The organism is Trichococcus alkaliphilus (assembly GCF_003008695.1).
GTDB classification, from domain to species: Bacteria; Bacillota; Bacilli; order Lactobacillales; family Aerococcaceae; genus Trichococcus; species Trichococcus alkaliphilus.
In genome coordinates this window covers 46,086-70,428 of sequence record NZ_PXZT01000003.1, presented here as the reverse complement: position 1 = coordinate 70,428, position 24,343 = coordinate 46,086, and the positions used below count along the sequence as shown (strand labels likewise).

At 48.8% G+C, this 24,343-nt stretch carries 21 protein-coding genes; 12 read left to right on the top strand and 9 right to left on the bottom strand.

From position 1 onward, the window contains the following. Nucleotides 1-44: 44 nt before the first annotated feature. From ftsH to C7R73_RS03455, 4 genes are all read right to left on the bottom strand, one after another. Entirely contained in the window at nucleotides 45-1,919 is a 1,875-nt protein-coding gene (ftsH, locus tag C7R73_RS03475) for an ATP-dependent zinc metalloprotease FtsH (RefSeq protein ID WP_106449149.1), read from the bottom strand. 10 nt (nucleotides 1,920-1,929) lie between these two features. Beyond that, nucleotides 1,930-2,385, bottom strand: a complete 456-nt coding sequence (locus tag C7R73_RS03470) for a MarR family winged helix-turn-helix transcriptional regulator (RefSeq protein WP_106449148.1) — start codon at nucleotides 2,383-2,385, stop codon at nucleotides 1,930-1,932. A gap of 843 nt (nucleotides 2,386-3,228) precedes the next feature. After that, nucleotides 3,229-3,636 (bottom strand): hypothetical protein, encoded by a 408-nt coding sequence (locus C7R73_RS03460; protein ID WP_106449146.1) that lies wholly within the window; start codon nucleotides 3,634-3,636, stop codon nucleotides 3,229-3,231. Next, nucleotides 3,623-3,847 (bottom strand): helix-turn-helix transcriptional regulator, encoded by a 225-nt coding sequence (locus tag C7R73_RS03455; protein WP_239992560.1) that lies wholly within the window; start codon nucleotides 3,845-3,847, stop codon nucleotides 3,623-3,625. Before C7R73_RS03455 ends, C7R73_RS03460 begins: the two co-directional genes overlap by 14 nt. Before the next feature lie 162 nt (nucleotides 3,848-4,009). Here C7R73_RS03455 and C7R73_RS03450 point away from each other — a divergent pair, with 162 nt between their 5' ends. The 3 genes from C7R73_RS03450 to C7R73_RS03440 all read left to right on the top strand — a co-directional run bounded on the left by C7R73_RS03450 (nucleotide 4,010) and on the right by C7R73_RS03440 (nucleotide 7,593). Continuing rightward, nucleotides 4,010-4,552, top strand: coding sequence for a methylated-DNA--[protein]-cysteine S-methyltransferase (locus C7R73_RS03450; RefSeq protein WP_275658087.1), 543 nt, complete (start codon nucleotides 4,010-4,012; stop codon nucleotides 4,550-4,552). Between the two features lie 498 nt (nucleotides 4,553-5,050). Beyond that, the gene (locus C7R73_RS03445) at nucleotides 5,051-6,187 is read left to right on the top strand and encodes a 2-methylaconitate cis-trans isomerase PrpF family protein (RefSeq protein ID WP_106449144.1); all 1,137 of its coding nucleotides are present in this window, start codon (nucleotides 5,051-5,053) and stop codon (nucleotides 6,185-6,187) included. A gap of 29 nt (nucleotides 6,188-6,216) precedes the next feature. Further along, entirely contained in the window at nucleotides 6,217-7,593 is a 1,377-nt protein-coding gene (locus tag C7R73_RS03440) for a CitMHS family transporter (RefSeq protein WP_106449143.1), read from the top strand. A gap of 3 nt (nucleotides 7,594-7,596) precedes the next feature. Here C7R73_RS03440 and C7R73_RS03435 read toward each other — a convergent pair whose 3' ends face one another. Further along, the gene (locus tag C7R73_RS03435; protein WP_106449142.1) at nucleotides 7,597-8,505 is read right to left on the bottom strand and encodes a LysR family transcriptional regulator; all 909 of its coding nucleotides are present in this window, start codon (nucleotides 8,503-8,505) and stop codon (nucleotides 7,597-7,599) included. Nucleotides 8,506-8,635: 130 nt separating this feature from the next. On the opposite strand from C7R73_RS03435, the gene acnA reads away from it, so the two are divergent. The 3 genes from acnA (at nucleotide 8,636) to C7R73_RS03420 (ending at nucleotide 12,941) form a co-directional block, all read left to right on the top strand. Continuing rightward, the gene (gene acnA / locus C7R73_RS03430; RefSeq protein WP_106449141.1) at nucleotides 8,636-11,329 is read left to right on the top strand and encodes an aconitate hydratase AcnA; all 2,694 of its coding nucleotides are present in this window, start codon (nucleotides 8,636-8,638) and stop codon (nucleotides 11,327-11,329) included. A gap of 285 nt (nucleotides 11,330-11,614) precedes the next feature. Then, a complete protein-coding gene (locus tag C7R73_RS03425) occupies nucleotides 11,615-12,241 on the top strand; it encodes a hypothetical protein (protein ID WP_106449140.1) in 627 nt (208 codons plus the stop codon). Further along, nucleotides 12,234-12,941, top strand: a complete 708-nt coding sequence (locus C7R73_RS03420; RefSeq protein WP_106449139.1) for a helix-turn-helix domain-containing protein — start codon at nucleotides 12,234-12,236, stop codon at nucleotides 12,939-12,941. Before C7R73_RS03425 ends, C7R73_RS03420 begins: the two co-directional genes overlap by 8 nt. 39 nt (nucleotides 12,942-12,980) lie before the next feature. On the opposite strand, the gene C7R73_RS03415 is transcribed toward C7R73_RS03420, so the two are convergent. The 4 genes from C7R73_RS03415 to C7R73_RS03400 form a co-directional block, all read right to left on the bottom strand. Continuing rightward, the gene (locus C7R73_RS03415; protein ID WP_106449138.1) at nucleotides 12,981-13,661 is read right to left on the bottom strand and encodes an amino acid ABC transporter permease; all 681 of its coding nucleotides are present in this window, start codon (nucleotides 13,659-13,661) and stop codon (nucleotides 12,981-12,983) included. A 41-nt stretch (nucleotides 13,662-13,702) separates the two neighbouring features. Beyond that, entirely contained in the window at nucleotides 13,703-14,593 is an 891-nt protein-coding gene (locus C7R73_RS03410) for a transporter substrate-binding domain-containing protein (RefSeq protein ID WP_106449137.1), read from the bottom strand. Nucleotides 14,594-14,960: 367 nt separating this feature from the next. Continuing rightward, nucleotides 14,961-15,626, bottom strand: coding sequence for a hypothetical protein (locus C7R73_RS03405; RefSeq protein ID WP_106449136.1), 666 nt, complete (start codon nucleotides 15,624-15,626; stop codon nucleotides 14,961-14,963). Continuing rightward, nucleotides 15,627-17,114: a DUF1538 domain-containing protein gene (locus C7R73_RS03400; RefSeq protein WP_106449135.1), complete on the bottom strand. Its 1,488-nt coding sequence runs from the start codon at nucleotides 17,112-17,114 to the stop codon at nucleotides 15,627-15,629. It abuts the gene before it with no gap. A gap of 245 nt (nucleotides 17,115-17,359) precedes the next feature. Here C7R73_RS03400 and C7R73_RS03395 point away from each other — a divergent pair, with 245 nt between their 5' ends. The 6 genes from C7R73_RS03395 (at nucleotide 17,360) to C7R73_RS03370 (ending at nucleotide 24,161) form a co-directional block, all read left to right on the top strand. Continuing rightward, the gene (locus C7R73_RS03395; RefSeq protein WP_161525855.1) at nucleotides 17,360-18,235 is read left to right on the top strand and encodes a metallophosphoesterase; all 876 of its coding nucleotides are present in this window, start codon (nucleotides 17,360-17,362) and stop codon (nucleotides 18,233-18,235) included. Between the two features lie 138 nt (nucleotides 18,236-18,373). Next, entirely contained in the window at nucleotides 18,374-19,288 is a 915-nt protein-coding gene (locus C7R73_RS03390) for an aldo/keto reductase (protein WP_106449133.1), read from the top strand. A 147-nt stretch (nucleotides 19,289-19,435) separates the two neighbouring features. Beyond that, entirely contained in the window at nucleotides 19,436-20,137 is a 702-nt protein-coding gene (locus C7R73_RS03385; protein ID WP_106449132.1) for a DNA-3-methyladenine glycosylase family protein, read from the top strand. A gap of 210 nt (nucleotides 20,138-20,347) precedes the next feature. After that, nucleotides 20,348-21,355, top strand: a complete 1,008-nt coding sequence (locus C7R73_RS03380; RefSeq protein WP_106449131.1) for a Gfo/Idh/MocA family protein — start codon at nucleotides 20,348-20,350, stop codon at nucleotides 21,353-21,355. Between the two features lie 75 nt (nucleotides 21,356-21,430). After that, nucleotides 21,431-22,756 (top strand): DEAD/DEAH box helicase, encoded by a 1,326-nt coding sequence (locus tag C7R73_RS03375; RefSeq protein ID WP_239992559.1) that lies wholly within the window; start codon nucleotides 21,431-21,433, stop codon nucleotides 22,754-22,756. 424 nt (nucleotides 22,757-23,180) lie between these two features. Then, nucleotides 23,181-24,161 (top strand): LacI family DNA-binding transcriptional regulator, encoded by a 981-nt coding sequence (locus C7R73_RS03370; RefSeq protein ID WP_106449130.1) that lies wholly within the window; start codon nucleotides 23,181-23,183, stop codon nucleotides 24,159-24,161. Nucleotides 24,162-24,343: the final 182 nt, after the last annotated feature.

The following is a 24,343-nucleotide window of genomic DNA, read 5'->3' as shown; positions in this document are numbered from 1 at the left end:
TTTTATTTTAGGTTAGCATTTCGGGTAGCTCTGATTTAGAGAAATTATTCACCGACTATTTTCATGAATTCCTCGCCGGTGATGGTCTCTTCGACCAGCAGGAAGCGGGACAGTTCATGGAGCTTTTCGATGTTTTCGCTCAGCAGGACAGCGGCCTTTTCATGGGCTTTCTTGATGATGTCCAGCACTTCGTTGTCAACCTGTTCGGCCATTCCTGCGGATACGTTCATGGAAGTGTCTCCGCCCAGATATTTGTTGGTCTGGGTTTCGATCTGCATCATGTCGAACGCATCGCTCATGCCGTATCGCGTAATCATGGCGCGGGCCATTTTGGTCATCTGTTCGATATCGTTTGAAGCGCCTGTTGTGATGCTGCCGAAGACAATCTCTTCTGCGGCGCGACCGCCTGCCAGAGTGACGATTTTGTTGAACAGTTCCTGTTTCGTCATCAATGATTTTTCGCCTTCTTCAATCTGCATCGTATAGCCGAGTGCACCGGAAGTGCGCGGAATGATCGTGATTTTGTGGACCGGCGCGGATTCCGTCTGCTTGGAAGCGATCAGCGCATGCCCGATTTCGTGGTAGGCGATGATTTCTTTCTCTTTCGGAGAAATGACCGCATTTTTGCGTTGGTAACCGGCGATGACGGTTTCCACAGATTCTTCCAAATCGCTTTGGGTGACGGCGGTGCGGCCTTCACGGACTGCCCTCAGGCCACCTTCGTTGATGATGTTCGCTAATTCGGCACCGGAAGCACCGGATGTGGCGCGGGCGATCGTATTGTAATTGATGGAAGGATCCATCTTGTAGTTCGTTGCATGCACTTTCAGGATGGCTTCGCGTCCTGCCAAGTCCGGCAGTTCAACCGGTACGCGACGGTCAAAACGACCCGGGCGCAGTAGGGCAGCATCAAGGGATTCCGGACGGTTGGTGGCGGCCAGGAGGATGATGCCTTTGTTGGCTTCAAAGCCGTCCATTTCCGCTAGCAGTTGGTTCAAGGTCTGCTCACGCTCATCGTTACCCCCGCCGTAGCCGCCGTTATCGCGTTTCTTACCGATTGTATCGATTTCATCTATGAAGACGATACAGGGGGCTTTTTCGTTGGCTTCCTTGAACAGGTCGCGGACTTTGGCAGCGCCGCGGCCGACGAACATTTCGACGAATTCGGAACCGGATATGCTGAAGAACGGCACATCGGCTTCGCCTGCGACAGCGCGGGCCAACAGGGTTTTACCGGTTCCGGGAGGTCCGACCAGCAGGATGCCTTTCGGATTCTTGGCCCCGATATCCTGGTATTTTTTCGGTTGATGCAGGTAATCGACGACTTCGCTAAGCGCTTCTTTGGCTTCGTCCTGTCCGGCTACATCCTTGAATGTTTTCGAATCGCCTGCCTTCACGTAGACTTTGGCGTTCGACTTGCCGAATGACAATGCGCCACCGGCTCCGCCGCCCATCCGTTTCGCCATCTGTTTCCCTAACAGGCTACCCAATCCCCAGAACAGCAGGAGCGGTAAGACCCAAGAAACCAAGATGGAAAGAATCGGGGAGGCTTCGGTCGGTATATCCTTGCTGAAGGTCACGTCGGCTTCTTCCAGACGGGTGACGAGTGTCGGATCATCGATCAGGCCGGTGATGTAGACTTGTTTGTCGCCTGCGTCATCGGTCGCGACGAAGGTGATTTGGGTATCCTCCAGTTTGACCTCGGATACGTCACCCGTCGACACTTGGTTCAGGAACGTGCTGTAAGTCACTTCCTCCACGCTTCGGTTCATGTAGCTAGGCAATACGAAATAGTTCAGAAACATCAGGACGCTCAATGCCATCAACAAGTAATAGGCTGTCGTTCTGCGTTTATCGGGGTTTTCGTTGTTCAAATTCACATTCCATTTTCGATTGTTTTTATTTTTGTCATCTGCCATTTATGTCAATTCAATCCTCTCTTTGTTGTTCGTTCATTTCCTGTATCAAAAGCTGCAATTCTTTGATGCCGACTGCAATTTTTTCAAGCCGCTCCTCGGACACGCTTTCCATCAGCAAGCAGTATTTACTTTCAATATCCTGCTCCATTTTCTGAAGGATCGCTTGGCCATTTGGGGTAAGTTTCAGCGTGATGAAACGTTCGTCATCCGCGCGCCGTTCGCGCGTGAGATAGCCTTGCTGTTCCAGTTTTTTGCAGATGGTGGAGACGTTGCCGTTGTTCATATCCATTACTTTCGCCAAACGGTTGAGTGACAGATCTTCGCTCAGCTTGATTTCCATCAAAATCCGCAATTGCAGCGGGGTGATGCAATAGTCTTTAGCGACCGGGCACATCACGGTATCCTTGGAAACTTGGATGGTCCGCATCAGATCCCAGATCTCTTTTTTTAAAAAATCAATTTTCATGTTGAAATCCGCTCCTTTTCCGGATAATGGTTGTGATGTAAAACTATTCTAAATCAAAACTATTCTTTGTGCAAGCGGTTCAACTTACTCTTAAGTAAATCGTAAAGAATCATCCCCAGCAGGAATGTTGTGAACCTACTATAGAGCGCGAGTGTGAAGAAAGCATGAAGATGATTGAAATAATTTCATAAGAAATGTTTGCGGCGTGCGCTTTGCCGGAGGAGGGTGGCCGGCCGGACGGGGCTTCAGCTCCGGCGAGAGCGCACTCGTCGGAGGAGCGCTCAAAAAAATTTTCCCACCTCAGGGGAAGCCCGTCTCCCCGAAGGTGAGCACTCGGAATGTGGGGTGACCTCCGGCAAAGCCTGCGTTCACCGGAGGAAATGAAAAATAGACCGCTCCCCGGAGGACAGCGGTTGGACGGGGCTTCAGCTCCGACGAGAGGTTGCTCGCAGGAGGAGCGCTCAAAAAAAATTGCCCCAGCTCCGAGGAAGCCCGTCTCCCCGGAGGTGAGCACTCGGAATGTGGGGCGAACTCCAGCGAAGCCTGCGCTCACCGGAGGAAAAGAAAAATAGACCGCTCCCCGGAGGACAGCGGCCGGAAGGGGCTTCAGCTCCGACGAGGGTCTGCTGGCCGGAGGAGCGCTCAAATAAAATTGCTCCAGCTCCGAGGAAGCCCGTCTCCCCGGAGGTGAGCACCCGGAATGCGGGGCGAACTCCGGCGAAGCCTGCGTTCACCGGAGGAAACAAAAAAACGCACGCAAGCGATTCAGCGGGGCAGCCCCCGCGCGCTTGCGTGCGACAAAACATTCTAGTGGATATTTATTTGGTACAAAATAAAAGCTTATTAATCTCTGAAGCGATTCGCGTATCTAAGCAGTCCGTAAATAATAATTGCAACTACTGTCCCACTGATCAAAGCCAATATCGGATGGACTTGCAGGAAAGCAAAATAGAAAAAAATAGTCGTGATAAGAAAAACGCCCAAACTAATGAAAGCAATTTTTTTGTGGGTCATTTTTTCCTTGTCCTTCATAGGACCACTTACATTCACAGACAGAACAACCAGCGTGTATGTACCTATCGCAAAGACGGCCCAGAGCGGGTTGCCATATGTAAAGACGCCGCTTGTATCTTGTGACTTGATAATTTGATAAACCAGAAAAATCAGGATCGCTAAGTTTTGAACTATCCAAGCAATGCGTATGTTCATCAGATTCCTCAGGATAAGCCGTTCATCTTTAATTTTTTTCATTTTCAGTTGCTCCTTCCAATTGTTCGATCCAAAAAACGTCATCCAATGTTTTGTTGAGTGCATAGCAGAGTTGAAGACAGAGTTTGAGCGAGGGGTTGTACTCGGATTTTTCTATAAGACTTAAGGTTTGCCTTGTAATCCCCGCATAGTCTGCAAGTTCTTTTTGTGAACGATTTTTCTCTATTCTGAATTTTTTCACATGATTTTCCACCGGGCAGTCTCCTTGTCGTGTAATATATATCTTCCGTATATGTAAAATATATATTACTTTTTCTGTTTGTAAAGTCATTTCAAAAGACCATTCATAGCATAGCTACCGTGCGAATGCTTCCTGTTGCCGCCACCGCTGTGTATAATGAAAGAGAGAAATTTTGTGATTACGAAGAAAGGACTGATGATCAGTATGAAAGCATATAAATATATCCAAACGCCGCTGGGGAAATACTTGCTGGCTGAAAACGGCAAGGGCATCACGTTTCTGGAGCATGTTGCATTGGAATTGGATCCGCGGATCGAGAAGGAAATCGCGGCTGGAGAAATGGTTGAGGCGGACACGCCGTTGTTGATGGAAGGGGAGCGTCAGCTGCAGGAGTATTTCAATGGTGAGCGTCAGGAGTTCGAGCTGCCTTTGGATGCAGCCGGTACGCCTTTCCAATTGAAAGTGTGGGAAGCTTTGCGCCAAATCCCTTACGGCGAGACGCGCAGCTACAAGGAAATAGCCATCGCTGTCGAAAACCCGAAAGGCGTCCGCGCAATCGGCATGGCAAACAACCGCAACCCGATATCGATCATCACCCCTTGCCACCGCGTCATCGGCACGAACGGGAAACTGATTGGGTATGCTGGTGGTCTGCATTTGAAGGAATATTTGCTGAATCATGAGACAAAGGTTGCAATCGAAAATGCCACTGTCTAAGTTGAGTTCTGAATGATTGGGAGAAATGATTCTCAATTAAACAGCTGATTCTCAATAAGATGAAAATAAACGTACATATGTGCTTTCGTAAGATCATGAGGAAACAGTACCTGAAGAAACAGCTTCAGGTTGCGAACAATGAAAAATCAAATTAGAAATGCAAAAAGAGTCCGGGACAACACGTTCCGGGCTCTTTTATTTGAATAGACTTACGCGATACGCAAATGAAGCAATGAAATATTGAGGATAAATAAAATAAACTTCTGACTAACTAATTAGAAGTTTGTTTGTAATCGTTATCATCATAAGTTAAACCTATGATTTAGATAAAAATGATTGATTGGATATTTGGTTAACCAGAATTTATACTTCAGATATCAAGTTGAGTAATGAGCAATCAATAGAACTGCAGTCTATAGGAACTTGTTACTAAAAGGATTCAACTGGATAAATACAAATCCATGGATATATGAAAACGCAAACATTTGGAGGGACGATATGTTAAGAGAGCTACAATGCAGCATCTTTCGCGGTGGCACAAGCAAAGGTGCATTCGTAATGGAAGAAGATTTACCGGAAAACAAAGAGGAACGTGATCAGATCCTATTAAAAATCATGGGCAGCCCTGATCAACGCCAAATTGATGGTTTGGGTGGGGCAGTCTCCACAACCAGTAAAGTCGCCATCATTTCAAAAGAAACAACCGAAGATTGGGATGTCAACTATACATTTGCGCAGGTTCAGATCGATAAACCTTTTGTTTCCTATGCAGGAAACTGCGGGAACATTTCATCTGCAGTAGGAGTCTTCGCTCTTGAAAATAACCTGGTGGATATTACCTCCCCAATCACGACTGTAAGAGTATATAATACAAACACAAAGAAAATCATTCACGAGCATATCCCCACGCCTAACGGAGAGATCACTTATGAAGGCGACTTCAGTATTTCAGGTGTTCCAGGAACGGGCTCGAAGATCGAATTGGAGTTTTTGAATCCGGAAGGTTCCTTCACCGGCAAACTGTTGCCGACAGGACAAACCAAAGACGTGCTGGAAATCGAAGATTACGGAGATGTCGAAGTATCGATCGTTGATGCAGCAAACCCGCTGGTGTATGTCAAAGCAGAAGCTATCGGTTTTGCAGGAACAGAGACGGCGGCCATGATTGACGCAGACCCGGCCAATCTGGTGCTGTTGGAAAAAATCAGGGGAGAAGCAGCAGTCAAAATGGGCTTGGCCGATAATTGGGAAGCAGCCGCTACGGTGACGCCAGGAGTACCCAAAATGACAATCGTGTCAGCAGCGCAGGATTTCATTACGGACAGCGGGAAAGAAATAAACGCATCCGAATATGACCTTTCCATCCGGATGATGAGCATGCAGAAAGCCCACAAAACAATCGCTTTGACAGGGGCGTTGTGTACAGCAGCCGCCTGTGCGATTCCGGGCACTATCCCGAATGAAGTGCTGGGGAATGAAAATGTGAAGAATGAGCTTGTGCTTGGACACAGTGATGGCCTCATTTCGGTAGCCATGAAGTACAAAAATGAAGATGGAAAGATAAAAATCGAATCCGTATCGAGTCACCGGACCGCGAGAAAAATCATGGTCGGTAAAGTCTTCTATAAAGGATAGAAATAACACAAAGAATAGGAAGTGTGAAAATGTTAGCATTGTTAGGCTATGGAATGATCGTTACCTTCATGGTTTTGTTATTAACCAAGAAAATGTCACCTTTTGCAGCATTAATTTTAGTTCCCGTTGTTTTTGGTTTAGCCGCAGCATTTATATCTGGAACACCACTTTTGGAAGTGTTTGACTGGATTTTTGGTGGATTGTATTACTCACTTGATGGGGATGGAAAACTTATCGGTAAAGGTGTAGCCCCAACGATTACATTATTGCTGTTCGCCATCCTTTACTTCTCGGTTATGTTGGACGTCGGTCTATTCGATCCATTGGCTACGAAGATGATCAAATGGGCAAAAGGCGATCCAATGAAGATTTGTGTCGCTACTGGTGTTATCTCTTTAATCGTGTCACTGGATGGTGACGGGACAACGACTGTTTTGATCGTAACGACAGCAGTTCTGACGCTTTTCAAAAAAATGAAGATGAACCAGCTTTACTTGGCGGTAATCATCGGATTCTGCAACTCGGTAATGAACTTAGTCCCTTGGAGTGGCCCGATGGCGCGTGCGATGCCGGTGCTGAACTTGACACCGAAAGAATTCTTCGTACCCGTTATCCCAGGTATGATTGGTGCAACAATCCTAGCATTGTATATGTGCTACTACTACGGTAAAAAAGAGCGCGCTCGTCTGGGCTACGAAAAAGGCAGCGGCATTATCCATGACAGCGACTTGGAACACATCATTAAAGAAATCAACGAAAAAGATGCGTATTTGAAACGCCCTAAATTGATTTGGTTCAACTTTATCCTTACAGCGGCAATCATGACAATGTTGATCATGGACGTCATCAATGGCGGTATCCTCTTCGTGCTTGGTACAGCTATCGCGTTGCTGGTCAACTACAGACAGTTGAATCTGCAGTCTTCCCGTCTGATCGCGAATGGTGGAGAAGCACTAGGGCCGGTGAGCTTGGTTTATGGTGCAGGTATCATCATGGGTGTCCTGAACGGCAGCGGCATGAGCGCAGCCATCGCACAACAAATGGCTGGCATGATTCCGGAAAACATGGGTGCTTACATTCCATTCTTCTTGGCTTTGATTTCTTTACCTGGTTTGTTCTTCTTGCCAAATGACGCCTTCTACTTCGGTATCCTGCCGGTATTGGCACCAATCGCTTACCAATACGGGGCAACACCAACTGAAATCGGTGTCGCTTCCATGATGGGTCAAGCCATCCGTTTTGCAAGTCCATTAGTGGCCTTCCTTTATGTTTTGGTTGACAGAACAGAAGTCAGCTTTGGCGATTACTCAAAAGAATACCTGAAATGGGGTCTTCCAAGCTTTGTGATCCAAACGGTCATCGCCATTCTGATTGGTGCGATTCCGCTGCCTTTCTTGTTTAATTAGTCATCAAACGACTTCCCGGCAAAGGTCAATCAAGGTTCTGATGTAAGGGGGCAGTTTTCGCCCTTTGCGGTAAGCCACAATCATATCCGCATAATGTGGCTTGCCCTCGAAAGAGAAAAAGCGCGGAGCATTGCCGAATTTCAAGTGACGGATATGGGTCTCGTTCAAGAAGGAGATGCCATATCCCGTCATCGTCAGATTGACAGCTGTCTCGATATTCCGAGTATGCGTCACTTTATTGGGAACGAAATGATGTTCCGCAAAAATCGCTTCGGCGATTTGGCCGGTGCGCTGATCTGGGAAATGCAGAATGAATCGATCCTTTTTGAACAAATGCAGATCAATGGAAGGATAGCTGCTCTTCGGATTAGGCTTCCCTTGATTGATGCAAGGATGTCCTGAGGGCACAGCCAACAGGATTTCTTCCGATTTGATGATTTCATAGTCCAGATTCAAAGCGTGGTGCGGCATGTTCATGATTGCGATATCCGCTTCGCCGTTGTTGATTTTTTCTTCTACAACTTTGGAAGATTCTTCGAGCAACTCGACTTCGATATTTGGGTAGATTTCATTGAATTTCGGCAAGATATCCGGAGCCAGGTAAGAACCGCGCATGAAGGGAATGGAAACGCGCAGACGGCCGATTTTGTTGTCCAATATATGGGCAGCTTCATCGTAAAAGTTTTCGCGCATGCGCAGAATCTCGATCCCGGCAGCCAAAAAACGTTCACCAAGGAAAGTCAGTTCATATTTCTTTCCGATTTGATTGAAGACTGGGAATCCCAATCGGGCCTGCATATTTTTGATGTACATGCTCAATGAGGGCTGTGAGATGTAAAGAGACTCAGCTGCCCTTGTCAAACTGCCGCAGTCGTTGATTGCCTTCACGTATTCGATATCTTTCATTTCCATAGAATCATCCCCTTGTTATAAGTCGTGCTTATGATATTCATAAAATATATGTATTTCATTTATGTTTATTATAGGGATACACTCATACTAAGTAAATACAAGAATATATAAATTGGAGAGGTACTATACTATGAACAGCAAGCAGAAATCAATTAAAACCATCACTACAAATGGGAAGGAGTATAAGTACTACGATCTGAAATCATTGGAAAATGAAAAAGTGACGATCGCCAAATTGCCATATTCCATCCGTGTCTTGCTGGAAAACTTGTTGAGGCAAGAAGACGGCAAGGTAATCACTGAACAACACGTCCTGTCCTTAGCCAACTGGAAACCTGTAAACGAAGTGAAAACAGAGATCCCATTCAAACCATCCCGTGTCATTCTGCAGGATTTGACAGGCGGAGCGGCGATCGTGGACTTGGCAGCATTGCGTTATGTGACCGATAAATTGGGTAAAGATTCCGCAATCATCAATCCGGACATACCAGTGGATTTGGTCATTGACCATTCCGTTCAAGTCGATTACTCCGGATTCAATGATGCCTTCAGAATGAACGCGGAAATTGAGTTCGATCGGAACCGCGAGCGTTACGAATTCTTCAGCTGGGCGGAAAAATCGTTTGATTCCTTCAGTGTTGTGCCACCAGCGACGGGAATTGTCCATCAGGTGAACTTGGAATACCTGGCTGATGTGGTCAAGGAAGCCGAAGCCGATGGGGAAACCATCCTCTACCCGGATACTTTGGTAGGGACCGATTCGCACACGACGATGATCAACGCTTTGGGTGTCCTTGGTTGGGGCGTCGGCGGCATCGAAGCCGAGGCAGGCATGTTGGGTCAACCGTGTTACCTGCAGCTGCCGGATGTCGTTGGCGTACGCTTTACTGGCAAACTCCAAAACGGCGCGACAGCAACTGATCTGGCTTTAAAAATGACCCAAGTGTTGCGTGAGCAAAAAGTAGTCGGAAAATTCGTCGAATATTTCGGTGACGGCCTGAAAAACTTGACGATCGCCGACAGATCGGTCATTGCCAACATGGCGCCGGAATACGGAGCGACCTGCGGCTTCTTCCCGGTTGATGACGAAACATTGGGCTATCTGCGCTTCACCGGCAGGGAAGATGCGAAAGTCGACAGGATCGAAGCCTATGTCAAAGCGAACAACCTTTTCTACAATGATGCAATCGAACCGGAGTATTCAGAGCTGATCGAAATCGACCTTTCAACAGTGGAACCAAGCTTGGCCGGTCCAAAAAGACCGCAGGATTTAGTGAAACTATCCGATGTCAGCCAAAAATTCACCGAAGCCTATGCAGCGCCGATGGGGAATCAAGGCTATGGGTTGGATGCAGAGGATATCGACAACAAAGTGACGATCACCTATGAAGACGGCTATCAAGAAGAGCTGGAAAACGGAGCGGTATCCATCGCGGCCATCACAAGCTGCACAAACACAAGCAATCCGTACCTGATGCTCAGCGCCGCGTTGTTGGCAAAAAATGCAGTCGAAAAGGGACTTTCCGTCAAACGCTACGTCAAAACATCCATGTCGCCGGGATCGAAAGTGACGGCGCGCTATTACGAAAAATCGGGCTTATTGCCTTACCTGGAAGCGTTAGGCTTCAATATCATCGGCTACGGCTGCATGACCTGCGTGGGCAACTCCGGACCGCTGAGGCCGGAAGTCAGCGAAGCGGCCAAAGAGGGCAACATCCTGCTTTCGGCTGTATTGAGCGGTAACCGCAACTTTGAAGGACGCATCCATGCGGAAGTGAAAGCGGGCTACCTGGCAGCGCCGCATTTGGTCATCGCCTATGCCTTAGCGGGCAATGTCAAAGTGAATCTGGCTACCGATCCGATCGGGACGGATAAAGAAGGACAGCCAGTCTATTTCAAGGACATTTTGCCGAGTAACGAAGAAGTCCAAAAAGTCGTGAATGAATCCGTGCTGGCGGATATGTTCAAAGAAGAGTACCGTTCCGTATTCGACTCAAACGACCTGTGGAACAAAATTGAATCCGCAGATAAACCGGTTTACGACTGGGATGGCGATTCAACCTATATCGCAAATCCACCATACTTCGAAAACTTCCAATTGGAAACGGAGCCGATAACGAGCCTGAAAGGAATGCGCGTTTTAGGGAAATTCCAGGATTCCATCACGACCGACCACATCTCGCCGGTTGGAGCCATCGCAATGAAGTCTCCAGCCGGAAAATATCTGATGGAGCATGGCGTGAAACCGAAAGACTTCAATTCATACGGAAGCCGCAGAGGACACCATGAAGTGATGGTGCGCGGTACTTTCTCGAATATCCGCTTGAGAAACGCTTTGGCGGATGGCTTGGAAGGCGGGTTCACCAAATACATCCCGACCAACGAAATCATGCCGATTTTCGATGCCAGCGTGAAATATAAAGAAGACGGCACCGGATTGGTGATTCTGGCCGGAGACGATTATGGAATGGGATCTTCCCGCGACTGGGCAGCAAAAGGCGCCAGACTGTTGGGCGTCGATGCGGTAATCGCTAAAAGTTTCGAACGGATCCACCGCTCCAACCTGATCATGGTGGGTGCGCTTCCGTTGGAATTCCTAAAAGGGGAAGATGCGGAGACGCTGGGATTGACAGGGTTGGAAGAGTACGCGATTGCAATCACGGATGAGGTAAAACCGAATGAAGTAATCACTGTGACAGCGCAAGCTGCGGACGGAACGGAAAAAACCTTCCAAGCTATCGCAAGACTGGATTCTGAAATCGAAATCGACTATTACCGCAACAAAGGGATCTTGCCGATGGTGCTCAGAAACAAGATCAAATAAGCTTTTCTTAATATGCTACTCCGAGTAATCGATGAATAGAAGAAGCCGGCCCCGACTCCGGCTTCCAGAATACGCAAAAAAGCAGGCCCGTAACAGCCTGCTTTTTGCGTATTTTACTTTTAGCAGACCATTTTTTTAGAGAACAGATTCAATTTCAGATCGTTCGGAGCCTGAAATCGGTTTGATTGACTAATAAGAATGGGTACCTTATAATATTGTGTAATAATAATTATTACGTTTTACGAGGTTGCTGCTATACTACGCACTGAGGAGTTGTGGGAAATCATGGTAAGGATAAACCGACTCGGTGAAGTTGATGGCTGGTACAGCATTGACAGCAACCAGGTTCAGTCAGATGAGTTATTGCATCACTATTTAGCCGAATTAGACGCTCAAGACGACATCAAATCGCTAGCACTATACAACTTTATTATAGCTGTTTTGGAACAGATTAATGGCTATGATTTTGATTGGTGGGATAACTTTACAGTTCCTAAAGATAAGTCAATCGCTATTCGAGTCAGGGGACATGAGGTGGAGATGAGTCTAAGGATCATCCAAAAGTTGAACAATAAGCATCTCTCAACAGGAAATCGTATCTATGAATTTCGTCTGGATTTGAATTCGCGTTTAAAGGGAGCTAAGCAAGAGATTTTTGGAGAGACTGATATCATCTTAAGGGGCATTTTTCAGCTAGGTCAGGAAATGGTTGAGATTGGCGAAACATATTCATACAATAAATATGTTGTTGGCGTATTTGACAAGGCGTATTCTAACTCTTCGTTTACGCCGTCGAGCTACTCTGGACAAAGAAATGTTGATAAGACGGATATAATGGCATTGGCTCTGGATGGTTCCGTAGAGATACAAGATATGATCGAACAACTGGAAAGGGATGATACTGATGGGTAAGGAACATCTTACTTCTGAGCAATATACTGAGTTGAAGCCTTTTAAAGACGAGAAGAGCAGGTACGACGCTCCTTTTGGAAAACAATCTTTGGAAATGCAACATTTCATGGCGGCATTGGATGTTTCCAGAGAAGAGTTGATGAAAGACTACGCGATTGATGAATTGCAATTAAAAGAATTTCTATTTGGGACACCCGAAAAATCAGCTGAAGGTAAATTTTTTTACATCTATTATGATTTAAAGAACAAAGTAGATGAACAGAAGCAAGCCAGCAATAAGAAAGCCTTGATAAAACTATTGAATTCCGGCAAAGCATTTGAGAAAAAGATTTTTTATAAATTATTCAGGACCGTATTAGGGATTACTCAGAAAGAGTTTTCGGAGATTGTTAATATGAACATATCCACCATCAGGTCGTGGGAGCAAGGGAAGTCTGCTGCTTCGGGTTCTTCACAAATGTTGATCTATATGGCGTTGCCTGAAGAGGTCAAGAAAGAGTTGGAAGTCAATAAAAAAGCAGAAAACTGTAGGCCTTCTGCTGAAGTAAGGGTATTTGAAGGGACCATTCGAAGTCCTGGAGGGAAAACTATAGTCAGCATCAAAGGCGGAAAAAACGGACCGAGAAAAGTAAGCCGCTCAAGATCCAATACGATAGAGCGTTTGGAAAAAGTATCTGAAATAGTTAAGGAATTAAACTGAAAAAGAGGCAACCTCGAAAAAGCGAGGTTGCCTCTTTTGTCATTCCACATACAAAGACAATTTCTTCTCGATGCGTGTCTGGAAAGCAGCAAAGACGCTGCAGACCGCCCAGTAGATGAGCGCGACCAGGATGTACATGGTCATGTAGTCGAACTCGCGGCCGCCGACTATCTTGGCGTTCTGGAACATTTCCGGAACGGTGATCATTGCCGCCAAAGATGACCCTTTGATCAGGTCCAGCAGCACGTTGCTCATCGGCGGGATGGCGATCCGCAGGGCTTGCGGCACGATGACTTTACGCATGATGAACGACCATTTCAGCCCCAGCGCATAAGCCGCTTCCCATTGTCCGTGATTGACGGAATTCAATGATGATCGGATGATTTCCGCACTGTAGGCGGCCGAGCTCATGCTGAAGCCGATGATGGCTGCCGTGACGGCTGTGAATTGGATGCCGATGAACGGAAAGCCGAAGTAGAGCAGGAACAAAATGACCAAAGTAGGGGTTCCCCTCATGAAGGAGATGTAGAGCCGCGCCAGCCAGCGAAGTGGTTTCAACTTGGCCAGTTGCAGCATCGCAAGAACAAAGCCAAGCAGCGTACCATTCACCATGCTGGTCAACGCGATTCCAAGCGTATAGCCCATCCCTTTCAGGACGTACGGAAGGCTGTAGAGAGCCAATTCCGGATTAAAGATATACTGCCACTGGATGCCTGACATGTCTTGCCCACCTTTCTGTTCTACGTATTTATTCTATGTGTCTAATCTACGTTGCTTACGTCGATCACAGGGAAATCATATTCGATCTGGACAGTCACATCCGCACCGTCATAGAACTGTTTCGACAATTCCGCTAAAGTACCGTCAGCACGCATTTCATCCAAAGCTGTGTTGAACTTATCGGTCAATTCGTCATTGCCTTTTTTGATGGAGAAATTAGTTTCGGATGGGTTGTAGAAAATGTCATGCACTTTTACCGGGATATCAGGCAAAGCCGCAGTCGCCAATTTTTGTGCGTAATAGTCGTTCAGGATAACGTCGGTCCGTCCGTTCGCTACGTCCGAAAGATACATATCGTTTGTCGCGTTGTCGTAGATTTTTTCTTCTGCGCCGAAGTAACGCGCAACTTTCATGTAAGTTGTCGTTGCCGCACCGGCAGCGATTTTGCCTTTCAAATCTTCCAGCGTTTCGATGCCGGAATTATCGGATTCACGGACGACCATGGCACCGAATGAATATTTGTAAGGGGTAGTGTAATTGTATTTGTCGGCATTTTCGCCATTGCGGTCGATTCCGAATGCTGCAACATCCACTGCGCCGCTGTTGACGGAAGTAAGCATGCCGTCTACGCCCATTTCTGTGAATTCCACTTCCACGCCGATGCGCTCAGCGATTTCACGAAGGATCTCCACTTCGTAACCAGTCAATTCGTCAGTTTCCTTGTCGTGATAAGAATTAGGGTAAAGCGTCCCGGAAGTGGCTGCCTTCAAAACGCCGGCTTCCTCGATCTTGTCCCATGCTGTTGCTGAATCAGTTAACACCGCTGTATCAATAGCGCTGCTGTCGGCTGTTTCGCCGCTCCCGCAGGCCGCCAAAGTCAAACCTAATAATGCTGTCAAACCGCCAAATAAAACTCTCTTTTTCTTTACCATCCGTGAAACCTCTCCTTTTTCCTCGAATAAGAACTAGACTTAAGATAGCACGTATTTGGGCCGAAAGCAACCGTTTTATCTATAAAAATAATACAGTTTTAGATGCTGTTATAAATCATTTTCATCGGAAAGATTGAACAAAATGAACATATCTTGTTGCGTGGTTCCGAACATTCGGTCGGGATGTTGGTACAGTTCGCAAAACAGTTTGTGAAATGGGGAACAGCCCCCGCAATATGCAATGAAAGTTACTGAAAATAAAAAGAGGAACATTGGACAATATCGCTCCTCAAGTATGCAAAAAACCCGGATCGGTGTCAAACACCAATCCAGGTTTATTAAGTTTGTCTATCAAATAGTATTTCCCTTAACGCACGCCACGCAAATTTTCGGCATCGAAACTGAACAGGATGCCATTACCCGGCACATCCAGTTGCATCCGCTCGACGATGGCGGTTTCCACCGCGGGAGCGACATCGGATGTGACTAGGTTCATGATGATGTCTTTGCCGGCATCCACTTCGATCCCGAACACTTTCCGGCATTTTTCTGCGAAGGCCCCGGTCCCGTGGAAGAGGGTGCCACCGCGTGCGCCTGCCGCAGCAGCCGCTTCGACGACTTCGTCACCCAATCCGGCGGCAACGAGCGTGAAAAAGACTTCGTGACCGGAATCTGGATGGGCATCCTTTTCGTCCAGATGCAGACGTTCACCGTGCGTGCCCAGCAAGTGCGAAAGCGGACTCGTGAAGAGGATGCCGCGATTCGGTAACTCGAAATGGAAGAGCGAGCTGATGTGTTCGATGGCAGGCTGCGTTTTTTCGCGCGCGCAGACCATAAAGAGGATCTCTTTTTTTACTTCATAAAAACCGATCGTGCGCAATAAAGCGCTGGAAACCGTGCCGGAACCATGCATAATGGTCCCGCCGGTGATGCCGCATTTCTTCGCTTCCTCAAGCACCCGGCTTGCTTTGCCGATGTTGACGACGACAAAAATGACGTCGTAGAATCGTGTGTTTTCAACTTGTTTGGTCAATCAAAGACCCTCCTTTACACTGTTGCGCTGATAGATGGCGCCTAACAATTGCAGCGAGATGATCGGCATCATCGCCACCATCGCAATCATCCCGAAGCCTTCCAAAAGCACGTTGGCGTCCGGCGTGATTTCCGCGACACCTTGGATGAACGCCAGGATGAAAGTGGCCGTCATCGGCCCTGAAGCCACGCCGCCCGCATCAAAGGCTATACCGACGAACAGCTTCGGGACTTTGTAGGAGAGGGCGATGATAACCAGATAGCCGGGGACGAGATAGTGCCACAGTTGCAGCCAAGGGATGAGCACACGCACGACCGACAAGAGGACGGCGAGCCCGACTCCGATGGACAGGAATCCCAGCACAATACCGCGCTTAACATATCCAGTTGTAACATCTTCTATTTGATGCGTCAATACATATACCGCAGGTTCCGCCAAAATGACCAATACCCCCAGTACAAAACCGACTACCAGGACCGGAATCGAGCTGTCCATCCCGGCAATCAGCATGCCGAGTTTGCGTCCGACTTCCATGAATCCGGCATTCACGCCGGTTAGGAAAAGCACCAACCCGACAAACAGATAAGACATCCCCAAGAAAATACGGCGGAAAGTACGCTTCGAGAGTTTTTCATCCGTAAAGAAGGCATGGGTGAGCACGAAGATGATCAATATCGGCGAAACTGCCAACAGGATTTCACCCGCGATTTTCGGCAACTCGTGCAGGAAAGGCGCAAGCCAGTCGGTCTCCGCAGCCGCGCTGGCAGGCATCGAGCCCGAAAGCGGTTCATCGGAACGGACGAACAAACCCAGGATCAATAAGGCTAGAATGGCGCCGGCTGAGGCGATCCCCACCAGCCCGAAGCTGTCCTCTTCAGCTGATTGCGTTCGTCGGTTCAGGGATGCGACCCCGACTGCCAGAGCCAACATGAAGGGCACAGTCAAAGCGCCGGTCGTCGATCCCGAAGCGTCGAAAGCGATGGCGAACAGGTCGTTGGTGCTGAAGTAGGCCAACCCGAAGATGGTGAGGTAGAGGAACGTGAAGGCTTTGTTCAGCGGATAGCGGTAAACGATCCGGAATAGGCCAATAGTCAGCATCACGGCGATGCCGACGGAAACGACGACCAGGAGCAAATTTTTCGGATACATGCCGTTCGTGACCTCGGAAACCTGAGTCGCCAAAATATGCAGATCGGGTTCCGCGATCGAGATGAAAAAGCCGAGCACAAGCCCCATCCCGAGCACGTATTTCATGCTGTTGCTGCGGGCCAAGCCTCTCCCGAGAAATTTCCCGATCGGCGTGATGCCGAGATCCACGCCGAAAAGGAAGATGGATAAGCCGATGGTGATCAAAAACGCCCCGAACAGGAACCTCTGCAGATCAATCGTTTCGAGCGGCGTCAATGTGAAGTGGAGAAGGACGACAAGCAACGTGATCGGCAACACCGACTGCAGGACTTCCCTTAATTTTTCTGTAAAGATACGCATAGATTCATTCCTTTCACAGTGATGTTATAATGTTGAAGAGTAATATCCATACATTAAACATAACATGCCAACTATTAAATAGGAAGTAAAACGCACCCTTTCGAAGGACATTGGGCAATTTTCCGATGCTTTCAGGAAATTCGCCCGGATCCGATAGTCACTAGAGCCAACCGTTTTGCTTTGACGGAAGCGCTCCAAAGCATTAGAATAAAGGAAACAATAGGGTTTCATGAAGGATGATAAATATGAACATAAAAAACAAAAGCTTGCTGAAAACTGCCGTTTTGGCGGGCGCGGCGGCCTATCTGCATCTCCAAAACACGTGGATCCAGAAGACCGAGTACACGATTCCGGTCAAGAACCTTGCGCCGGAAAACGAAGGGATGAAGATCGTCCAGCTTTCCGATCTTCATCTGCCCAAAGAGAAAATCGATCTGAACAAGCTGATCGACATGACCAAGGAAGCGGAACCGGACTTCATCTTTCTGACCGGCGACCAGATTCAAGGGGATCATCCTTTTGACCCCTCGGTGGCAGAAACGCTGTTCCGGAAATTAGCGGCGATCGCGCCGACCTATGCCATAACGGGGAACCATGACCGCCACTCTCCGATGTTCCACATTGCGTTGGATCTGTACAAGAAAACAGGGATCCGATTTCTGGACGATGAAGCAATGAGCGTCCTGGCGAAAGGCAGAAAGCCTGTCGTCATAATGGGTCTGAGCGACAAAGGCGCAGCCATCCAGAAAATTACGAAGGATTTCCTGAAAAAAATCAAGCTCCGCAAAGATTGGCAAGGCCAGACGCGCCTTTTGCTGGCGCATCGTCCTGAACATTTCCTGAAGTACCATATCAATCCGGAGAAATCAGCTGACATCACGTTTGCCGGCCATGCGCACGGCGGTCAAATCCGCATCCCTAGACTGGGCGGCCTTTACGCTCCAGGCCAAGGACGGATGCCGCAGCATACCGAAGGGGTCTATCTCTTGCCGACAGATCAGGAAAAGAAACTGGTCGTCAGCCGCGGTATCGGTGGAGCGTCCTTTCCGTTCCGCATCAACAACCGACCGGAAATGGTCATCGTGACCTTGACGAGCGGCTCGGTTTCCAAACCACTGTAGGCGCGTGCTCTGATTAAGCTTAGACGGCGAGGGAAGAGCTTTCCCTCCAGTTTGTTATGTAAGCGCATTAATAATTTTTGTATTTCTGACTGAATTGCGTTACACTTAAGGTAATAAGTAGAAGGAGTGTGGGTTATCATGGTGAAGAGCTTAATGGACAGAATGCCTTTGAATGATGGTTTTACAATCCCCGGTATCGGATACGGCACTTGGAATGTGAGCGATGATGAAGCGGAAGAATTGGTCTTCATGGCCATCATGCGCGGGTACCGCCTAATCGACACAGCCAGCATGTATGGAAATGAAGCCGGCGTAGGCCGCGGTATCCAAAAAGCAATCAATGGCGGCATTTCCAGAGATGACATTTTCGTCGTCACAAAAATCTGGAAAGACGACATGGGTTTTGAGAAAGCAACGGACGCTATTCGAGCCAGCTATGACCGTCTCGGACTGAAATACATCGACCTGTTCCTGATCCATTCGCCTAGCGAAAGCGACGATGTCAACGCAGAAACGTGGAAAGCATTGGAAGATGCCACAGACTCCGGCATTGTCCGCAGTATCGGTGTTTCCAACTTCATGCGCGGCGATCTGACGCAGTTGATGGAAAATTGCCGGATCAAACCAGCAGTAAACCAACTCGAAATCAACCCTTACAACAATATGGAAGTAGTCGATGACTTCTGCTACGACAACAATATCGTGACCATGGCTTACAGCCCATTGGCAAAAGGCCGGGTCATCTCGGAAAGCAAAGTCATCAAGATCGGCGAAAAATATGGCAAGACGCCGGTGCAGGTTGTATTGAAATGGTGTGTGCAACGTGACCTCATTCCGATTCCGAAAACGAAGGATGCCGATCGCATGAAAGAGAATCTGGACCTCTTCGACTTCACCCTGACTGATCAGGAAATGGAAATGATCACGCGTATCCAAAAGCCCACTAATTTCGAAAGAGGCCACCAAGACCACAACTTGGGTAAACGCATCGGATTCGATACGAATAAGGCTCTTAGAACGCATAAAACTTCTGATACGCACAAGACAGTTTAATGAAAAATGATAGAGCTGGGGACTTTCAAGTCTCCGGCTTTTTTTAGGTTTTGATCATGTATTCATGAAAACTAGAGGTCCCATTTCTATGCGAATGTCTGAAAAATGTTACAATAGCAGTAAATACTCAGAATAAGGATGGATAGGATGAATTTTTATTATGACGAAGAAGCAATCCGCTATCTGAAGGCAAAGGATCCGATTTTGGCGGACATCATCGACCGGATTGGGACGATTGAACGGCCAATCGATGCGGATCTCTTTTCGGCGCTCATCAACAATATCGTCGGTCAGCAGATTTCGATGAAGGCCCAGGAGACCGTCTGGAAAAGGATGCTCACCGCTTTCGGAGCGATCACGCCAGAAAATCTTTGCCGAGTGAGCGTCGAAGAAATCCAACAATGCGGTTTGTCGACCCGCAAAGCGACCTATATCCGTGAAGCGGCCGAAAAAGTCCTTTCAGGCGAATGCGATCTGGAGGCGCTGAAGGGCTTGAGCGACGAAGCGGTCATCGCCGAACTGTCGCAGCTGCGCGGCATCGGCAAATGGACTGCCGAGATGCTGCTGATCTTTTCGATGGGCCGTCAGGACGTGCTGAGCTGGGACGACCTCGCCATCCATCGCGGACTGCGGATGGTGTACCATCACCGCAAAATCACGAAGCAGCTGTTCCAGAAATACAAACGGCGCTACGCGCCATATGGTTCGATCGCGAGCCTTTATCTGTGGGAAGTGTCCGTCGGCGGCCTGCCGGATCTGAAGGACTATGCGCCGCTGTCGGAAGCCGAAAAGAAGAAACGCCAAAAGCAGCGCCAAGAGCTGAAACGGGCGGAAAAGCAAATCCTATAATGAATAATGCCAGCATCCCATTCTCACAGGGATGCTTTTTTGCTTCTGTTGCGAAGGGGATGCTTTAACCGGGCGTCAGTCCCAATTACGCCTACAAAAATCATTCATTTTACATCTCAAAAAAATGGTATCGCTAAGCATTCCACCCCCGATTAGTGTAGAATGGGGATAGAATGTTCAAAAGACAACAATGAGTGAGGGGATAAAACCATGATCAGATTAGGCATCATCGGAACGAGCAGCATCGCGCATGAATTCGCCACAGCGGCAAAAGCATCCGGACAATTCGAAATAAAAGCGGTCTACAGCCGCACCCAGTTCAACGCCCAGAGTTTCGGCGAGGGCTACGGCGCGGATCTGTTCGTCACCGAGCTGGACAAATTCACAGCCTTGGAGGAAGTGGATGCCATCTACATCGCATCGCCGAACAGTCTCCATTTCGAGCAGGCCATGTCGGCCATCGCGAACGGCAAGCATCTCATCGTCGAGAAGCCGATCTTCTCGAACACGAAAGAATGGGAGGCAGCCTTCGCCGCAGCGAAAGCCAACAATGTTTTCCTGTTTGAAGCCGCCCGCCACCTGCATGAACCGAACTTCGCGCTCGTCAAGAACGAGATCGCCAAATTGGGCGAAATCGACGGCGCCAGCTTCACTTATGCCAAATACTCCTCCCGCTATGACCAAGTCTTGGCCGGCGAGGAACCGAACATCTTCTCGCTGGAATTTTCCGGCGGGGCGCTCTCCGATTTGGGCGTGTACTTGCTGTATGCTGCCATCGCTTGGTTCGGTGTGCCCGAGGAAGTCGATTATGCCGCCAAGAAAATCCAGACGGGCGTTGATGGAGCCGGCACGATGCTGCTGACATATCCGTATTTTACAGTCAGCCTGCATACTTCGAAAATCTATAATTCCTTCGCTGATTCGGAAATCTACAGCGGCAAAAATACGTTGATTCTCGATGGTGTCAATTTGATCCAATCCGTCGAACTGGTGGACGGCGAGACCGAGGAACGTTATCAATTGGCCGAAAAAGCGTCCGGGCATTTCATGGATGACGAGGTCCGTGCATTCGCGGGTGTCTTGAATGATCCGGGAAATCCTGATACTATAGAAGACTATGAACGTTGGACGCAGATCAGCCGAGACGTCAACCGGACAATGGAAGCTTTGCGCAAAAAAGCGGGCATCGTTTATCCAGCGGATTTAGATGAGGCGTAGGTCAGCCGGATGCTTCCGCGCGAGGCATGCACCGCAGCTTAATAACAGGCTGCACTATAAGAAATGAGGAAACAAATGATGATGATGGAAGAAATGGCAATGCCATTCGAGAAATACTGGAACGAGATGAGTTTTCAGCTGCCGACGCCGATCCAAGAAAATGTCTTCAAGCCGTTGATGGAAGGCAAAGATGTCGTTGGCCTATCGCCGACCGGTACCGGCAAAACCTTGGCTTATGCCATCCCGTTGCTGCAAAAAACGGATGCCAACAAGGAATTGCAATTGTTGGTGCTCGTGCCTTCGCAGGAATTGGCACACCAAGTAGGGCACGTTTTGGCGGAATGGGGTTCCCTTAAAGACCTGACCGCGCAAGTGATCATCGGTGGCGCGAACGTGGGCCGTCAGATCGACAAGCTGAAGGAAAAGCCGGAAATCGTGGTCGGAACACCGGGACGATTATTGGAATTGGCCAACCAGAAAAAACTCAGACTGCACAACATCAAGACGGTCATCTTGGATGAAGCCGACTACTTGATGCAGGAAGAGCATCTGAGTGCCTTGCGCGAATTAATCAAAAAAATGCCGGGTGCCCGCCAGATGGGTTTCTTTTCGGCTACGAACAGCGAAAACCTCAAGGATATCCAGAAATGGTTCAACACAGAGCCGCTTTGGTTCGACACGACCAAGGAAGGCCAGTTCATGGATCAGACTGTCCATGGTTTCATCGAGGCACCGACGCGGAAACGTGCGGAAATGCTGCGCCGGTTGGGCAACTTGGAAGGCATGCAGGCGCTCGTTTTCGTGAATTCTACGCAGGAACTTGATTATTTGGCGGGAAAACTGCAGTTCGAGGGCATCAATGTCCGCATGCTGCACAGCGACTACGGCAAGGCGCAGCGTAAGAGCGCCATGGATGAATTCCGCAAAGGCAACGCGACGTTCCTTCTGACGACGGATGTTTCCGCCCGCGGGATCGACATCCTGGATCTGCCTTACGTCATCCATTACGATCTGCCGCTTTCGAAGGAAACCTACTTGCACCGCTCCGGACGTACGGGCCGGATGGGCAAAAAAGGGGTCGTGCTGTCACTCGTGAATGACCGCAACAGTCGCGATATCAAACGCTTCGCGCCGCATCCGGATGAAGTGAAAGAATTCTTCATCTACGGCGGTGAGCTCGTCAACGAACTGCCGAGCCGTGAATCACGTGACGCCATCCGCGATGCGCAGAAACCGGCCGCAGCCAAAGCAGCCAAAATCCAGAAAAAAGCTGCCTTGAAAGAGGAAGAGGCGTCCCCACAAGCGCCAGCCAAGAAAATCAAAAAGAAAAAAGTCCGCACCAAGACGCTGAAAAACAAAGGCGCGCGCCGCAAGCCAACAGAACAAAAGCCATCTGAATAACTGAATTCCTTTTCGCATTCTGCCGGTAGGATCGCCCCAAACTGCATGCGCGGGGGCTGTCCGCGGTGGTGTGCGGATTTTTTTGTTCGACTGGAATGTGTGCCGGAACTCCGGCCTAGGCGGCGGTCGCCGGAGGACAGCACTGCGAAATGCGCCCAGCTCCGGCGAGGCTGCCGCCGCCGGAGGAGCCCGGTAATAGCGGATCTCTCCTCCGATGGCGCAACCCCTCGTCGGAGCAGACACTCAAAATGCGGGCCGGCACTCCGGCCAGTCGCTCGTTCACTAGTCCCAACAGGCAGATTTCCTTCCCGGGTCCGTTGCGGCGGACCCCTCGCACCTGTATAATCAAAGACAGAGAACGAATATGTATACGGATACGGAACGAAGTCCGCTATGCAGCACAAGAAAGGGGTGCATGCTATCCATGGTCACCATCAATGACATCGCCAAAATGGCCGGTGTGGCGAAGAGCACCGTTTCCCGCTATCTGAACGGCGGAGCGGTCAGCGAAAAAACAAAGGCGAAGCTGGATGAGATCGTTGCCGAGAACGACTATAAACCGAATAAATTTGCCCAAAGCCTGAAAGCGAAGCGCACGCATATGGTAGGGACGATCATTCCGCGTCTGAATTCCTTTGCGACGAATGAAGCGTTGCGGGGCTTGGAGAATAGTCTTCGCCTTTCCAAAAACCAATTGTTGATCACGAATGCGGATCAGAGCCGCGAGCGCGAAATCGAAGCCATCTCCACCTTGGCGAAGCAGCGCGTCGACGGCATCGTCTTCTTCGCGGCGGCTATAACGCCGGCTCATGTGAAGGCGTTCGAAGATGCTGATGTTCCCGTCGTCATCGTCGGGCAATCGCATCCCGATTTCCACTGCATCATCCATGATGACGAGAAGGCGGGCCATTCGGTCGGAGCCTACGCGGTGGCGAACGGGCACAGGAACATTCTTGTCTTCGGGGTCGACGAATCCGATACGGCGGTCGGGGTGACCCGACGCAACGGCATCGAGCAGGCTTTCGAAGGCCACGATATCGACTATACCTTCGTCAAAACGAGCTTTGCCATGAAGGACGCCTACGAAAAGGCACTGGAAATCCTGCCGCAATCAAAAGCGACTTTCGTGATCGGCGCGACCGACAACATCGCGATCGGGATCATGCGCGCGGCTCATGAGTTGCAGCTGGAAATCCCAAATCAGTTTTCCTTGGCGGGCTTTGGTGGTTATGAAATCACCGAGGCGGTCTATCCGCGCATCACAACGGTCCATTATCCGTTCATGGAATCCGGCGAATTGGCGGCGAAAATCCTGATGGAATTGATTTTGAAAAAAGAAGTCGCCCAGATCCAAACGCTGGATAACGAGCTGTTGATCCGGGAATCAACAATGAGAAAAGAATAGCCTCAGCCTATACGACTAGCAACAGATTTCAACAATTAAAGGTCCGTAAGCAAATTTTGCTTATGGGTCTTTTTTTTGGTTCGTCCGCTAAAAACAGAAAAAGTGCAAACCCATGCAACCGCTTCAAAATCACCCGAATCGTCAGAGGCGCAAGTTTTCTCCATCGTTTTCATTGTTACCCA

What these genes read in the sequence shown, in the direction of transcription:
- ftsH (WP_106449149.1), bottom strand. Translation starts at nt 1,919, where the DNA reads ATGGCAGATGACAAAAATAAAAACAATCGAAAATGGAATGTGAATTTG.
- C7R73_RS03470 (WP_106449148.1), bottom strand. Translation starts at nt 2,385, where the DNA reads ATGAAAATTGATTTTTTAAAAAAAGAGATCTGGGATCTGATGCGGACC.
- C7R73_RS03460 (WP_106449146.1), bottom strand. Translation starts at nt 3,636, where the DNA reads ATGAAAAAAATTAAAGATGAACGGCTTATCCTGAGGAATCTGATGAAC.
- C7R73_RS03445 (WP_106449144.1), top strand. Translation starts at nt 5,051, where the DNA reads ATGTTAAGAGAGCTACAATGCAGCATCTTTCGCGGTGGCACAAGCAAA.
- C7R73_RS03440 (WP_106449143.1), top strand. Translation starts at nt 6,217, where the DNA reads ATGTTAGCATTGTTAGGCTATGGAATGATCGTTACCTTCATGGTTTTG.
- C7R73_RS03435 (WP_106449142.1), bottom strand. Translation starts at nt 8,505, where the DNA reads ATGGAAATGAAAGATATCGAATACGTGAAGGCAATCAACGACTGCGGC.
- acnA (WP_106449141.1), top strand. Translation starts at nt 8,636, where the DNA reads ATGAACAGCAAGCAGAAATCAATTAAAACCATCACTACAAATGGGAAG.
- C7R73_RS03425 (WP_106449140.1), top strand. Translation starts at nt 11,615, where the DNA reads ATGGTAAGGATAAACCGACTCGGTGAAGTTGATGGCTGGTACAGCATT.
- C7R73_RS03420 (WP_106449139.1), top strand. Translation starts at nt 12,234, where the DNA reads ATGGGTAAGGAACATCTTACTTCTGAGCAATATACTGAGTTGAAGCCT.
- C7R73_RS03415 (WP_106449138.1), bottom strand. Translation starts at nt 13,661, where the DNA reads ATGTCAGGCATCCAGTGGCAGTATATCTTTAATCCGGAATTGGCTCTC.
- C7R73_RS03410 (WP_106449137.1), bottom strand. Translation starts at nt 14,593, where the DNA reads ATGGTAAAGAAAAAGAGAGTTTTATTTGGCGGTTTGACAGCATTATTA.
- C7R73_RS03400 (WP_106449135.1), bottom strand. Translation starts at nt 17,114, where the DNA reads ATGCGTATCTTTACAGAAAAATTAAGGGAAGTCCTGCAGTCGGTGTTG.
- C7R73_RS03395 (WP_161525855.1), top strand. Translation starts at nt 17,360, where the DNA reads ATGAACATAAAAAACAAAAGCTTGCTGAAAACTGCCGTTTTGGCGGGC.
- C7R73_RS03390 (WP_106449133.1), top strand. Translation starts at nt 18,374, where the DNA reads ATGGTGAAGAGCTTAATGGACAGAATGCCTTTGAATGATGGTTTTACA.
- C7R73_RS03385 (WP_106449132.1), top strand. Translation starts at nt 19,436, where the DNA reads ATGAATTTTTATTATGACGAAGAAGCAATCCGCTATCTGAAGGCAAAG.
- C7R73_RS03380 (WP_106449131.1), top strand. Translation starts at nt 20,348, where the DNA reads ATGATCAGATTAGGCATCATCGGAACGAGCAGCATCGCGCATGAATTC.
- C7R73_RS03375 (WP_239992559.1), top strand. Translation starts at nt 21,431, where the DNA reads ATGATGATGATGGAAGAAATGGCAATGCCATTCGAGAAATACTGGAAC.
- C7R73_RS03370 (WP_106449130.1), top strand. Translation starts at nt 23,181, where the DNA reads ATGGTCACCATCAATGACATCGCCAAAATGGCCGGTGTGGCGAAGAGC.